Annotated in this window: 12 protein-coding genes; all 12 read left to right on the top strand. The window is 70.9% G+C overall.

Going from position 1 to position 13,478, the window contains the following annotated elements; genetic code table 11:
* Positions 1-155: 155 nt before the first annotated feature.
* The 12 genes from B9S61_RS08405 (at position 156) to aroB (ending at position 13,427) form a co-directional block, all read left to right on the top strand.
* Positions 156-824, top strand: a complete 669-nt coding sequence (locus B9S61_RS08405) for a vitamin K epoxide reductase family protein (RefSeq protein WP_103541683.1) — start codon at positions 156-158, stop codon at positions 822-824.
* Between the two features lie 43 nt (positions 825-867).
* The gene (locus tag B9S61_RS08410; protein WP_103541684.1) at positions 868-2,223 is read left to right on the top strand and encodes a replication-associated recombination protein A; all 1,356 of its coding nucleotides are present in this window, start codon (positions 868-870) and stop codon (positions 2,221-2,223) included.
* Positions 2,224-2,524: 301 nt separating this feature from the next.
* Positions 2,525-3,139 carry a 30S ribosomal protein S4 gene (gene rpsD / locus B9S61_RS08415; protein WP_103541685.1) on the top strand — a complete coding sequence of 205 codons (615 nt, stop codon included), beginning with the start codon at positions 2,525-2,527 and terminating at the stop codon, positions 3,137-3,139.
* 203 nt (positions 3,140-3,342) lie between these two features.
* Positions 3,343-3,795 carry a DUF948 domain-containing protein gene (locus B9S61_RS08420; protein ID WP_181007293.1) on the top strand — a complete coding sequence of 151 codons (453 nt, stop codon included), beginning with the start codon at positions 3,343-3,345 and terminating at the stop codon, positions 3,793-3,795.
* Between the two features lie 7 nt (positions 3,796-3,802).
* On the top strand, positions 3,803-4,174 hold the full coding sequence (locus B9S61_RS08425) for a hypothetical protein (protein WP_103541687.1): 372 nt from the start codon (positions 3,803-3,805) through the stop codon (positions 4,172-4,174).
* Positions 4,174-6,843, top strand: coding sequence for an alanine--tRNA ligase (alaS, locus tag B9S61_RS08430; RefSeq protein ID WP_103541688.1), 2,670 nt, complete (start codon positions 4,174-4,176; stop codon positions 6,841-6,843). The genes B9S61_RS08425 and alaS overlap by 1 nt, the downstream gene beginning before the upstream one ends.
* Before the next feature lie 35 nt (positions 6,844-6,878).
* Positions 6,879-7,343 (top strand): Holliday junction resolvase RuvX, encoded by a 465-nt coding sequence (gene ruvX, locus B9S61_RS08435; RefSeq protein ID WP_181007295.1) that lies wholly within the window; start codon positions 6,879-6,881, stop codon positions 7,341-7,343.
* 128 nt (positions 7,344-7,471) lie between these two features.
* Positions 7,472-9,160: an endolytic transglycosylase MltG gene (gene mltG, locus B9S61_RS08445; RefSeq protein ID WP_103541690.1), complete on the top strand. Its 1,689-nt coding sequence runs from the start codon at positions 7,472-7,474 to the stop codon at positions 9,158-9,160.
* Positions 9,160-9,987, top strand: a complete 828-nt coding sequence (locus B9S61_RS08450; RefSeq protein ID WP_103541691.1) for a shikimate dehydrogenase — start codon at positions 9,160-9,162, stop codon at positions 9,985-9,987. The genes mltG and B9S61_RS08450 overlap by 1 nt, the downstream gene beginning before the upstream one ends.
* 51 nt (positions 9,988-10,038) lie before the next feature.
* A complete protein-coding gene (locus tag B9S61_RS08455; protein WP_103541692.1) occupies positions 10,039-10,428 on the top strand; it encodes a hypothetical protein in 390 nt (129 codons plus the stop codon).
* A gap of 180 nt (positions 10,429-10,608) precedes the next feature.
* A complete protein-coding gene (gene aroC, locus B9S61_RS08460; protein ID WP_103541693.1) occupies positions 10,609-11,793 on the top strand; it encodes a chorismate synthase in 1,185 nt (394 codons plus the stop codon).
* Positions 11,790-13,427, top strand: coding sequence for a 3-dehydroquinate synthase (gene aroB / locus B9S61_RS08465; protein ID WP_103541694.1), 1,638 nt, complete (start codon positions 11,790-11,792; stop codon positions 13,425-13,427). The genes aroC and aroB overlap by 4 nt, the downstream gene beginning before the upstream one ends.
* Positions 13,428-13,478: the final 51 nt, after the last annotated feature.

Genomic DNA, 13,478 nt, shown 5'->3' on the forward strand with positions numbered 1-13,478 from the left:
GTGCGGTCGCGCCCCGTACGTCGGCCGAAACCGCACGCCCACGGGCGAACACCGGTATGTCCTTATGCCCGCTCAACGGCGGACCCGCAGCTCCGTACGGCACAATGGCCCCTGCCCGAAGCAGGTCCACACTTCTCAGTGACGGAATCGGCGTGATGAGCAAGACGACAGTCAGGGACGTCGACATGGAGCCCGAACACCCGGCCTCGCCGGAGCAGTCCGCACCGGCCCCGCGCGCGGAAGGCGCGAGCCGGGCGCTCGCCCTGCTCCTGGTGATCACCGGAGCCGCCGGCGTGCTCGCCGCGTGGGTGATCACGCTCGACAAGTTCAAGCTGCTCGAGGCCAAGGTCAGGGGCGAGACCTTCGTCCCGGGATGCAGCCTCAACCCCGTCGTCTCCTGCGGCAGCGTGATGGAGAGCGACCAGGCCTCCGTCTTCGGTTTCCCCAACCCGATGCTCGGCCTCGTCACCTACGGCATCGTGGTGTGCGTCGGCATGAGCCTGCTCGCCCGGGCCCGCTTCCCGCGCTGGTACTGGCTCACCTTCAACGCGGGCACGCTCTTCGGCGTCGTCTTCTGCGCCTGGCTGATGTACCAGTCCCTGTACCGGATCAACGCCCTGTGCCTGTGGTGCTCCCTGGCCTGGGTCGCCACGATCATCATGTTCTGGTACGTGACGTCGTTCAACGTCCGCAAGGGCTTCCTGCCCGCCCCGGGCTGGCTGAAGAGCTTCTTCGGCGAGTTCACCTGGGTGCTGCCGGTCCTGCACATCGGCATCATCGGCATGCTGATCCTGACCCGCTGGTGGGACTTCTGGACCAGCTGACCACCCGCCCCGGGTTGTCGGTGCGGTGCCTTAGGGTTTCAGCGTGGAGCCCGACCTGTTCACCGCCGCAGCCGAAGAACGCCAGGAGAAGGACCCGACCGGCAGTCCCCTGGCGGTCCGGATGCGCCCGCGCACCCTCGACGAGGTGGTGGGCCAGCAGCACCTGCTGAAGCCGGGATCCCCCCTGCGCAGACTCGTCGGCGAAGGCGCCTCGGGCCCCGCGGGACCCTCCTCGGTGATCCTCTGGGGCCCGCCCGGCACCGGCAAGACGACCCTGGCCTACGTCGTCTCCAAGGCCACCAACAAACGCTTCGTGGAGCTGTCGGCGATCACCGCGGGCGTCAAGGAGGTCCGCGCGGTCATCGACGGCGCCCGCCGCGCCGTCGGCGGGTACGGCCAGGAGACCGTCCTCTTCCTCGACGAGATCCACCGTTTCAGCAAGGCCCAGCAGGACTCCCTGCTGCCGGCCGTGGAGAACCGCTGGGTCACCCTGATCGCCGCCACCACCGAGAACCCCTACTTCTCGGTCATCTCCCCGCTGCTCTCCCGGTCCCTGCTGCTCACCCTCGAACCGCTCACCGACGACGACATCCGGGACCTGCTCCGCCGCGCCCTCACCGACGAGCGGGGGCTGAAGAGCGCCGTCACCCTTCCCGACGACGCCGCGGACCACCTCCAGCGCATCGCCGGCGGCGACGCCCGCCGCGCGCTGACCGCCCTGGAGGCCGCCGCCGGAGCCGCCCTCGACAAGGGCGAGGCGGAGGTGACGCTGGCCACCCTGGAGGAGACGGTCGACCGGGCCGCGGTGAAGTACGACCGTGACGGCGACCAGCACTACGACGTCGCCAGCGCCCTGATCAAGTCCATCCGCGGCTCCGACGTGGACGCCGCCCTGCACTACCTGGCCCGCATGATCGAGGCGGGCGAGGACCCCCGCTTCATCGCCCGGCGGCTGATGATCTCCGCCAGCGAGGACATCGGCCTCGCCGACCCCCAGGCGCTGCCCCTCGCGGTCGCCGCCGCCCAGGCCGTCGCCATGATCGGCTTTCCCGAGGCCGCCCTCACCCTCAGCCACGCCACCATCGCGCTCGCCCTCGCCCCGAAGTCCAACGCGGCGACCACCGCGATCGGCGCCGCCCTCGGCGACGTACGCAAGGGGCTGGCCGGTCCCGTGCCGTCCCACCTCCGGGACGGGCACTACAAGGGCGCGACCGAGCTCGGGCACGGAAAGGGCTACACCTACCCGCACGACCTGCCCGAGGGCATCGCCGAACAGCAGTACGCGCCGGACGCCCTGAAGGACCGCGCGTACTACGAGCCCACCCGGCACGGCGCGGAGGCGAGATACGCGGACGCGGTCGAGTGGACCAGGAAGCACCTCGGTCGGAAGCGGTCCTGACCACCCTGTAGACTTCGGGACAGTGCTGCGTCCCGTGTCCGGCTCCGGTCGGCGCCTCAGGCGGGACATCCAGCCGGATCTTCGATCCAGGAGCGTCGCGCACCGTTGTAGGTGTCGCGGGCAGCCCACCACCACCCGTCAGTCCCGGGACCGGTCGGTGGGCCGTTCGTGTGCTGCACGTATGTGCCCAGACCAGGGGAGCGGCTGCCTGGCATGTCCCGAGCGGACCTGCCGGGAATTCCCCGGCTGCGGATGCGACCTCCCGTAACCCTGAGGCAGCCGAAATGGAAAAGGAAGAGAAGTGGCGAACCAGCCCCGTCCCAAGGTCAAGAAGTCGCGTGCCCTCGGCATCGCGCTGACCCCGAAGGCCGTCAAGTACTTCGAGGCCCGCCCCTACCCCCCGGGTGAGCACGGCCGCGGCCGCAAGCAGAACTCGGACTACAAGGTCCGTCTGCTGGAGAAGCAGCGTCTGCGCGCGCAGTACGACCTCTCCGAGCGCCAGCTGGTCCGCGCCTACGAGCGTGCCTCCAAGACCTCGATGAAGACCGGTGAGGCCCTGGTCATCGAGCTCGAGCGCCGTCTCGACGCGCTGGTCCTGCGTTCGGGCATCGCCCGCACGATCTACCAGGCCCGCCAGATGGTCGTCCACGGCCACATCCAGGTCAACGGCAAGAAGGTCGACAAGCCCTCCTTCCTCCTGCGCCCGGACGACGTCGTGCAGGTGCGCGAGCGCAGCAAGGAGAAGACCCTCTTCACGATCGCCCGTGAAGGCGGCTTCGCCCCCGACGGCGAGACCCCGCGCTACCTCCAGGTGAACCTCAAGGCCCTGGCGTTCCGCCTGGACCGCGAGCCGAACCGCAAGGAGATCCCGGTGATCTGCGACGAGCAGCTCGTCGTCGAGTACTACGCCCGCTGATTCCAGCAGGCACGCGGTATCCCGAGCCCGCCGTCTCCCCGCCCCTCCGGGCGGACGAGGCGGCGGGCCCGTCTTCGCCCGTGCCCGCGTTCCGGCACGGCTTCGCCGGTGGCGCACGGTAATCCGGTGCGGAGTGGCGTCACCGGCGCGATAGGCTCGGGGACACGATTTTCTCGACGTACAGGCGCGTTTCAAGGGAGCGGGTGCACACAGTGTCCGGTGGCGAGGTGGCCGGCATCCTGGTGGCCGTGTTCTGGGCGATCCTGGTCTCCTTCCTCGCCGTCGCGCTGGCGAGGCTGGCCCAGACGCTCCGGGCGACCACCCGGCTGGTGGCGGAGGTGACCGATCAGGCGGTCCCGTTGCTGGCCGAAGCCTCCACGGCGGTGCGCTCCGCGCAGACCCAGATCGAGCGGGTCGACGCGATCGCCTCCGACGTCCAGGAGGTCACCTCCAACGCCTCCGCGCTGTCGACCACCGTGGCCTCCACCTTCGGGGGCCCCCTGGTGAAGGTCGCCGCCTTCGGCTACGGCGTACGCCGGGCCGTCAGCGGCCGCAAGGACGACGCCCCGGCCAAGCCGTCGAGGCGTTCCGTGATCGTGGGCCGTACCGTCCCGGGGGCGCGGCGGGAAAAGCGGACCCGGGGAAAGAGGGACTGACCCAGCGATGTTCCGCCGAACGTTCTGGTTCACCTCCGGCGTCGCCGCCGGCGTGTGGGCCACCACCAAGGTCAACCGCAAGCTGAAGCAGCTGACGCCCGAGAGCCTCGCCGTCACCGCGGCGAACAAGGCGATCGACGCCGGAGGCCGGCTCAGGGACCGCGCGGTGGACTTCGCCCTCGAGGTCCGCGACAACATGGCCCGCCGCGAGGCGGAGCTGGGCGACGCGCTCGGGCTCAGCACCCCGGTCGACCGCGAACTCCCGCCGCCCCGCGGCTACGCCGTCATCGAGAACCGCAACAGCACCAAGTACGTCGAGGGCCCGGGGCACAGACCGACGTACACGACGCACCCGTACAACCGGAATGAGGACCACTGATGGAGTCGGCCGAGATCCGCCGCCGCTGGCTGAGCTTCTTCGAGGAGCGCGGGCACACCGTCGTCCCGTCGGCGTCGCTCATCGCGGACGACCCGACTCTGCTGCTCGTCCCGGCCGGGATGGTGCCCTTCAAGCCCTACTTCCTGGGTGAGGTCAAGCCGCCCTTCGACCGCGCCACCAGCGTGCAGAAGTGCGTGCGCACCCCCGACATCGAAGAGGTCGGCAAGACCACCCGGCACGGCACGTTCTTCCAGATGTGCGGCAACTTCTCCTTCGGTGACTACTTCAAGGAAGGCGCCGCGAAGCTGGCCTGGGAACTGCTCACCACGCCCCAGGACAAGGGCGGCTACGGCCTCGACCCCGAGCGCCTGTGGATCACCGTCTACGAGCAGGACGACGAGGCCGAGCGCATCTGGCGCGACGTCGTCGGCGTGCCCGAGGAGCGCATCCAGCGCCTGGGCAAGAAGGACAACTACTGGGACATGGGCGTCCCCGGCCCCTGCGGTCCCTGCTCCGAGATCAACTACGACCGCGGCCCCGAGTTCGGCGCCGAGGGCGGCCCCGCCGTCAACGACGAGCGGTACGTGGAGATCTGGAACCTGGTCTTCATGCAGTACGAGCGGGGCGAGGGGCCGGGCAAGGACTACCCGATCCTCGGCGAGCTGCCGAGCAAGAACATCGACACCGGTCTCGGTCTCGAGCGGCTCGCCATGATCCTGCAGGGTGTGCAGAACCTGTACGAGATCGACACGTCCATGGCCGTGATCGACAAGGCCACCGAGCTGACCGGCGTCCGCTACGGCGACGCCCAGGCCTCGGACGTCTCCCTGCGCGTGGTCACCGACCACATGCGCACCTCGGTCATGCTCATCGGCGACGGCGTCACCCCGGGCAACGAGGGCCGTGGCTACGTGCTGCGCCGCATCATGCGGCGCGCCATCCGCAACATGCGGCTCCTCGGCGCCACCGGCCCGGTCGTCAAGGACCTGGTCGACGTCGTCATCGGCATGATGGGGCAGCAGTACCCCGAGCTGATCACCGACCGCGAGCGCATCGAGAAGGTCGCCCTCGCCGAGGAGAACGCCTTCCTGAAGACGCTGAAGGCCGGCACCAACATCCTCGACACCGCCGTCAGCGACACCAAGGCCACCGGCGGCACCGTCCTCGCCGGCGACAAGGCCTTCCTGCTCCACGACACCTGGGGCTTCCCGATCGACCTCACCCTGGAGATGGCCGCCGAGCAGGGCCTCTCCGTGGACGAGGACGGGTTCCGCCGTCTGATGAAGGAACAGCGGGAGCGCGCCAAGGCCGACGCCCAGGCCAAGAAGACCGGCCACGCCGGCACCGGCGCCTACCGCGAGATCGCCGACAAGGCCGGCGCCACCGACTTCGTCGGCTACACCGCCACCGAGAGCGAGTCCACGATTCTCGGTGTCCTCGTCGACGGCGCCTCCTCCCCGGCCGCCACCGAGGGCGACGAGGTCGAGATCGTCCTCGACCGCACCCCGTTCTACGCCGAGGGCGGCGGCCAGATCGGCGACACCGGCCGGATCAGGGTCGACACCGGTGCCGTCATCGAGGTCCGCGACTGCCAGAAGCCGGTACCGGGCGTGTACGTCCACAAGGGCGTCGTGCAGGTCGGCGAGGTCACCGTCGGCGCCAGGGCCGAGGCCTCCATCGACGGCCGCCGCCGTACGGCCATCGCCCGCGCCCACTCGGCCACCCACCTCACCCACCAGGCGCTGCGCGACGCCCTCGGCCCCACGGCCGCCCAGGCGGGCTCCGAGAACCAGCCCGGCCGCTTCCGCTTCGACTTCGGCTCGCCGTCCGCCGTACCGACGGCCGTGATGACCGACGTCGAGCAGAAGATCAACGAGGTGCTCGCCCGCGACCTCGACGTGCGCGCCGACGTCATGGGCATCGACGAGGCCAAGAAGCAGGGAGCCATCGCCGAGTTCGGCGAGAAGTACGGCGAGCGCGTGCGCGTCGTGACCATCGGCGACTTCTCCAAGGAGCTGTGCGGCGGCACCCATGTGCACAACACCGCCCAGCTGGGCCTGGTGAAGCTGCTCGGCGAGTCGTCCATCGGCTCCGGTGTGCGCCGCATCGAGGCTCTGGTAGGCGTCGACGCCTACAACTTCCTCGCCCGCGAGCACACGGTCGTCGCCCAGCTCCAGGAACTGATCAAGGGCCGCCCGGAGGAGCTCCCGGAGAAGGTCTCCGCCATGCTCGGCAAGCTGAAGGACGCCGAGAAGGAGATCGAGAAGTTCCGCGCCGAGAAGGTGCTCCAGGCCGCCGCCGGTCTCGCCGGGTCCGCCAAGGACGTCCGAGGCGTCGCCCTGGTCACCGGTCAGGTCCCGGAGGGCACCACGCCGGACGACCTGCGCAGGCTGGTCCTCGACGTGCGGGGCCGCATCCAGGGCGGCCGGGCCGTCGTCGTCGCGCTGTTCACCGTGAACAACGGCAAGCCGCTGACCGTCATCGCCACCAACGAGGCCGCCCGCGAGCGCGGACTCAAGGCCGGTGACCTGGTGCGCACCGCCGCCAAGACGCTCGGCGGCGGCGGTGGCGGCAAGCCGGACGTCGCCCAGGGCGGCGGCCAGAACCCGGCCGCCGTCGGCGAGGCCGTCGACGCCGTCGAGCGGCTCGTGGCGGACACCGCCAAGTGAACGGCCCGGTGGACGAGCGGGCGGACGGCCCGGCGATGCGCCGCGGCCGCCGCCTCGCGATCGACGTCGGGGACGCCCGCATCGGGGTCGCCTCCTGCGACCCCGACGGGATCCTCGCCACGCCGGTCGAGACGGTGCCCGGCCGGGACGTCCCGGCCGCGTACCGCAGGCTGAGGCAGCTCGTCGAGGAGTACGAACCGATCGAGATCGTCGTCGGTCTGCCCCGCTCCCTCAAGGGGGGCGAGGGCCCCGCCGCCGTCAAGGTCCGCGGCTTCGTGGGCGAACTGGCCCGCCTGGTCAGCCCCGTTCCGGTGCGGCTCGTGGACGAGCGGATGACGACGGTGACGGCGAGTCAGGGACTGCGTGCCTCCGGGGTGAGATCCAGGAAGGGGCGCTCGGTCATCGACCAGGCGGCCGCTGTGATCATCCTCCAGCAGGCACTGGAATCCGAACGGGTGGCAGGCAGACCACCCGGTGAGGGCGTCGAAGTGGTCATCTGATCGCGATACGGTAACGTTCCGCGCGATGCGGACGGTGTTCGAACAGCCGCCGCACAGAGAGAGGCGGCACGGAAACCATGGTCTTCAGGTGGCCGGGGTGACCGCCGCCTCGCGGCTCTAGGGGATCGATGACTGAGTATGGCCGGGGCCCAGGCTCCGAACCGTGGCATCCGGAGGACCCGTTGTACGGGGACGGCGGATGGGGAGGACAGCAGGCCTGGCAGGGTCAGCAGTCCCCCTACGGCGGCCAGCCGCAGCACTATCCGCAGCAGCCGCAGACTCAGGCGCAGTACGGCGACTGGGGCACCCCCGACCAGCACGGTTACGGGCAGCAGCAGTATCCCCAGTACAGCCGGCAGCAGGACTACGGGCAGCAGCAGTACGACCAGCAGTACGCCCCCAGCCAGCAGCAGCCGCAGTACGACCAGAACGGCTGGCCCGTCGGCGCGCATCAGCCGCAGGACCCGTACGCCGCCGATCCGGCGAACGCGTACGGGCAGCAGCCCGGTGGATACGGCGGGGAACAGAGCGACTACTACGGCACGCCCGATGCCTACCCGCCGCCCGAGCCGCCCGGCCGCCGCCGCGCCGATCCGGAGCCCGAGCCCGAGGCGGAGGCCGACTGGGACCCCGGCCCCGACCAGGGCGAGCACGCCTTCTTCTCGGGTGCCGACGACGATGACGGCCGCGACGACGAACCGGCCGAACGACGCGGCGAGCGCCGGGGCGGCAAGGAGAAGAAGCGGCGCAGCGGCCTGGCCTGTCTCGTGGTGGTCGTGGTCTTCGGCGGCGGCCTGGCCGGTGTCACCTACTTCGGCTACCAGTTCTACCAGGATCGTTTCGGCAGCCCCGCGGACTACGCGGGGACCGGCAACGGCGAGCAGGTGACCGTCACGATCCCCAAGGGCTCCGGCGGCTACGCCATCGGCCAGGAGCTCAAGAAGCAGGGCGTCGTCGAGAGCGTCGACGCGTTCGTGGCGGCCCAGGCCGCCAACCCGCAGGGCAAGAACATCCAGGACGGCGTGTACACGCTGCAGAAGGAGATGTCGGCCGCCAGCGCGGTCGACCTGATGCTCAGCCCGAAGAGCCGCAACAACCTGATCATCGCCGAGGGCAAGCGCAACGCCGACATCTACCGGCTCATCGACGATCGCGTCGGCGTCCAGGCGGGTACGACGGCGAAGGTGGCCAAGGAGGACTGGGAGAAACTCGGTCTGCCCGAGTGGGCCCGGAACCACAAGAACGTCAAGGACCCGCTGGAAGGATTCCTCTTCCCGTCGAGCTACGGCGTGTCCAAGGGGCAGAAGCCCGGGGACGTCCTCACCCGCATGGTCGCGCAGGCCACCGAGGTCTACGACCGGCTGAAGGTCGAGGAGAAGGCCGAGAGCCTCGGGCTGGAGAACCCGTGGCAGCTGGTCACCGTCGCCAGCCTCGTCCAGGCGGAGGGCACCAGTCACAGCGACTTCCGCAAGATGGCCGAGGTCATCTACAACCGCCTCGAAGCCGGCAACACCGAGACCAACGGCATGCTGGAGTTCGACTCCACGTACAACTACATCAAGAACCAGAGCAAGATCGACCTGACCCTCGCGGAACTCAGGAACTACGACAACCCGTACAACACGTACTTCTACAAGGGTCTGCCGCCCGGGCCGATCAGCAACCCCGGCGAGGACGCGGTCGAGGGAGCCCTCAGCCCGACGGACGACGGCTGGTTCTACTTCATCTCCCTCGACGGGAAGACCAGCAAGTTCACCAGGACCAACGCCGAACACGCGGAGCTGGTCAGGGAATTCAACGCCTCGAGGAAGAACTGATGGCCGAATCCCGCCGCGCCGCCGTCCTCGGCTCCCCGATCGCCCACTCCCTCTCCCCGGTGCTGCACCGTGCCGCGTACGCGGATCTGGGACTCGAGGGATGGACGTACGACCGGTTCGACGTGGACGAGAAGGTGCTGCCGGGATTCTTCGGGACCCTCGGCCCCGAGTGGGCGGGGCTCTCCCTGACCATGCCGCTGAAGCGGGCGGTCATCCCGCTGCTCGACGGGATCAGCGCGACGGCGGCCTCGGTGGACGCGGTGAACACCGTCGTCTTCCACGAGGACGGCCGCAGGACCGGTGACAACACCGACATCCCGGGCATGGCCGCCGCCCTGCGCGAGCACGGCATCGTGGAGGTGGAGCAGGCGGCGATCCTCGGCGCGGGCGCCACCGCCTCCTCCGCCCTGGCCGCCCTGGCCCGGATCTGCCGGGGCGAGATCACCGTCTACGTCCGCAGCGAGGCCCGGGCGGCCGAGATGAGAGGGTGGGCCGAACGGCTCGACGTCGCGGTGCGCACCGCCGACTGGGACGACGCCGAGCGGGCCCTGGACGCACCGCTGGTCGTCAGCACCACCCCGGCCGGTGTCACGGACCCGCTCGCCCGGGCCGTGCCGGAACGCCCGACGGCCCTCTTCGATGTGCTCTACGACCCGTGGCCGACCCCCCTGGCCGCCCGCTGGTCCGCGTACGGCGGCGCGGTGATCAGCGGCCTCGACCTGCTGGTGCACCAGGCGGTGCTCCAGGTGGAGCAGATGACGGGACGCTCGCCGGCCCCGCTGGACGCCGTCCGAAAAGCAGCGGAACGGGCCCTCGCGGCCCGCTAGGATCCACCTTCGGTTCCGCAGGGGGCGGAACACGGGAGGGGAACGCGTTCCATGTCCGAAAGCATGCCGCTGGCATCGTGGAAGACCCAGATATTCGAGTCCGTGCTGGGATTCCTGCCCGGCTGGATACAGATCGCGGTGCTGGCCCTGATCGTGCTCGCGGTCGTGGCCTCCTGGGCCGTCAGGATCAGGCGCAGGATCGTCCAGCGCCGCGCCGCCCGCTCGGGGCCGCCGGTCCGCACGGCGGCCCAATACGGCGAGGACAGCGGCGCCCACTACCTGGGCCAGTACGCGCCCCAGCCGCAGAGCCGCGGGGCGGACCACCTCGGAGCCCACGCGCCGCGGCCCGCGACACCGGCCGCGCGGCAGCAGCCGAGCGGTGCCGACTTCCTCGGCGCCTACGCGCCCGGGCAGCAGCGCCGGGGCGACGGCACGGCTTGATTCCTCCTTGTCCGGGGCCCGACCGGGCCGTCCGCCTGATGGACCGGCGGCCGGTCGCCCCGTCCGGACGTGGGAGGATCGGAGGTGGCGGACCGGGGCCGCGCACCCCGTCACGCCACAGCGGTACGCGAACGACGCGTACGCAGGGCATACCGGGGCGCGAAGCACGGAGGAGCACCGTTGAGCAGGTTGCGCTGGCTGACCGCGGGGGAGTCCCACGGTCCCGCACTCGTAGCGACGCTGGAGGGTCTTCCCGCCGGCGTGCCGATCACCACGGAGATGGTGGCGGACCACCTCGCGAGGCGACGGCTGGGCTACGGACGCGGTGCCCGGATGAAGTTCGAGCGTGACGAGGTGACCTTCCTCGGCGGTGTCCGGCACGGTCTGACCCTCGGCTCCCCGGTCGCGGTCATGGTGGGCAACACCGAGTGGCCCAAGTGGGAACAGGTCATGGCGGCCGACCCGGTCGACCCCGAGATCCTGGCCGGCCTGGCGCGCAACGCCCCGCTGACCCGCCCCCGCCCGGGCCACGCCGACCTGGCGGGCATGCAGAAGTACGGCTTCGACGAGGCCCGCCCGATCCTCGAGCGCGCCTCCGCCCGGGAGACGGCCGCCCGTGTGGCGCTGGGCGCGGTGGCCCGGTCGTACCTCAGGGAGACGGCCGGCATCGAGATCGTCAGCCATGTCGTCGAACTGGCCGCGGCCAAGGCTCCGTACGGCGTGTACCCGACCCCCGCCGACGTGGAGCGACTGGACGCGGACCCGGTGCGCTGCCTGGACGCGGACGCCTCGGAGGCGATGGTCGCGGAGATCGACCAGGCCCACAAGGACGGCGACACCCTCGGCGGCGTGGTCGAGGTGCTGGCGTACGGCGTTCCCGTCGGCCTCGGCTCCCACGTCCACTGGGACCGCCGCCTCGACGCCCGCCTGGCCGCCGCCCTCATGGGCATCCAGGCCATCAAGGGCGTGGAGGTCGGCGACGGCTTCGGCCTCGCCCGCGTACCCGGTTCGAAGGCGCACGACGAGATCCTCGCCACCGCCGACGGCATCACCCGCGCCTCCGGCCGCTCCGGCGGCACGGAGGGCGGTCTGACCACCGGCGAACTGCTGCGCGTACGCGCGGCGATGAAGCCGATCGCGACGGTGCCCCGCGCACTGCGGACCGTCGACGTCGCCACGGGGGAGGAGGCGGCCGCCCACCACCAGCGTTCCGACGTCTGCGCGGTGCCGGCCGCCGGCATCGTCGCCGAGGCCATGGTGGCCCTGGTCCTCGCGGACGCGGTCGCGGAGAAGTTCGGCGGCGACAGCGTCGCCGAGACGCGCCGCAACGTGACGTCGTACCTCGACAACCTGGTCGTCCGATGAGCCCACGGATCGTTCTGATCGGCCCGATGGGTGTGGGCAAGTCCACCGTCGGCCGCCTGCTGGCCGAGCGGCTGGGCGTCGGCTACCGCGACACCGACGACGACATCGTCACCGCCGAGAACAGGACCGTCGCCGACATCTTCGTCGACGACGGCGAGGCCACTTTCCGCGCGATCGAGAAGCGCGCGGTGCGCACGGCGCTCACCGAGCACGAGGGCGTCCTGGCCCTGGGCGGCGGCTCGGTCCTCGACGCCGACACCCGCGCACTGCTCGCCCCCCGACAGGTCGTCTACCTGTCCATGGAGGTCGAGGAGGCGGTCCGGCGCACCGGCCTGGGCGCCGCGCGGCCGCTGCTCGCGGTCAACCCCCGCAAACAGTGGCGCGAACTGATGCAGGCCCGCCGGCACCTCTACGAGGAGGTCGCCACGGCCGTGGTGCCGACCGACGGACGTACGCCCGAAGAGGTCACCGAGGCCGTCCTGGACGCGCTGGAACCGGAGACCGTGTTTCCCGGGGAGCAGGACCCCCGGCCGGAGGACGCTGTGGTGAACGACGTGACGAGGATCCGGATCGGCGGCACCGCCGGATCCGAGCCCTACGAGGTCCTGGTGGGCCGTCAGCTCCTCGGTGAGCTGGCCGGTCTGGTCGGCGACCGGGCCAAGCGGGTCGCGGTCGTGCACCCCGAAGCCCTCGCCGAGACCGGGGAGGCGCTCCGCGCGGACCTCGCCGGACAGGGCTACGAGGCGATCGCCATCCAGGTCCCCAACGCGGAGGAGGCCAAGACCGCCGAGGTCGCCGCCTACTGCTGGAAGGCGCTCGGCCAGTCCGGTTTCACCCGCACCGACGTGATCGTCGGCGTGGGCGGCGGCGCCACCACCGACCTGGCCGGGTTCGTGGCCGCCACGTGGCTGCGCGGGGTCCGCTGGATCGCCGTCCCGACCACCGTCCTGGCCATGGTCGACGCGGCCGTGGGCGGCAAGACGGGCATCAACACCGCCGAGGGCAAGAACCTCGTCGGGGCCTTCCACCCGCCCGCCGGCGTCCTGTGCGACCTGGCCGCGCTGGACTCCCTCCCGGTCAACGACTACGTCTCCGGACTCGCCGAGGTCATCAAGGCCGGCTTCATCGCCGACCCGGCGATCCTCGACCTCATCGAGTCCGACCCCGAGGCCGCCCGCACCCCGGCCGGCCCGCACACCGCGGAGCTGATCGAACGCTCGATCCGGGTCAAGGCGGACGTGGTCTCCTCCGACCTGAAGGAGTCGGGCCTCCGCGAGATCCTCAACTACGGCCACACCCTCGGCCACGCCATCGAGAAGAACGAGCGCTACAAGTGGCGCCACGGCGCGGCCGTGTCCGTGGGGATGCACTTCGCCGCCGAGCTGGGCCGTCTCGCGGGCCGCCTCGACGACGCCACCGCGGACCGTCACCGCGCGATCCTGGAATCGGTCGGCCTGCCGCTGCACTACCGCCACGACCAGTGGCCGAAGCTGCTGGAGAACATGAAGGTCGACAAGAAGTCCCGCGGTGATCTGCTGCGCTTCATCGTCCTCGACGGTCTCGCCAAGCCCACCGTGCTGGAAGGCCCCGACCCCGCCGTCCTGCTCGCCGCGTACGGCGAGGTGGGGGAGTAACCCGGGCACTCATCACCGCCCCCGGCCGTTCACACAACGACGGCAGGGGGC

The sequence above is a fragment of the Streptomyces sp. SM1 genome, assembly GCF_002910825.1.
Classification (GTDB): domain Bacteria; phylum Actinomycetota; class Actinomycetes; order Streptomycetales; family Streptomycetaceae; genus Streptomyces; species Streptomyces okerensis.

Coding starts and splice junctions, on each gene's coding strand:
- B9S61_RS08455 (WP_103541692.1), top strand. CDS start 10,039: ATGTCCGAAAGCATGCCGCTGGCATCGTGGAAGACCCAGATATTCGAG.
- B9S61_RS08405 (WP_103541683.1), top strand. CDS start 156: ATGAGCAAGACGACAGTCAGGGACGTCGACATGGAGCCCGAACACCCG.
- B9S61_RS08450 (WP_103541691.1), top strand. CDS start 9,160: ATGGCCGAATCCCGCCGCGCCGCCGTCCTCGGCTCCCCGATCGCCCAC.
- aroB (WP_103541694.1), top strand. CDS start 11,790: ATGAGCCCACGGATCGTTCTGATCGGCCCGATGGGTGTGGGCAAGTCC.
- alaS (WP_103541688.1), top strand. CDS start 4,174: ATGGAGTCGGCCGAGATCCGCCGCCGCTGGCTGAGCTTCTTCGAGGAG.
- B9S61_RS08425 (WP_103541687.1), top strand. CDS start 3,803: ATGTTCCGCCGAACGTTCTGGTTCACCTCCGGCGTCGCCGCCGGCGTG.
- mltG (WP_103541690.1), top strand. CDS start 7,472: ATGACTGAGTATGGCCGGGGCCCAGGCTCCGAACCGTGGCATCCGGAG.
- ruvX (WP_181007295.1), top strand. CDS start 6,879: ATGCGCCGCGGCCGCCGCCTCGCGATCGACGTCGGGGACGCCCGCATC.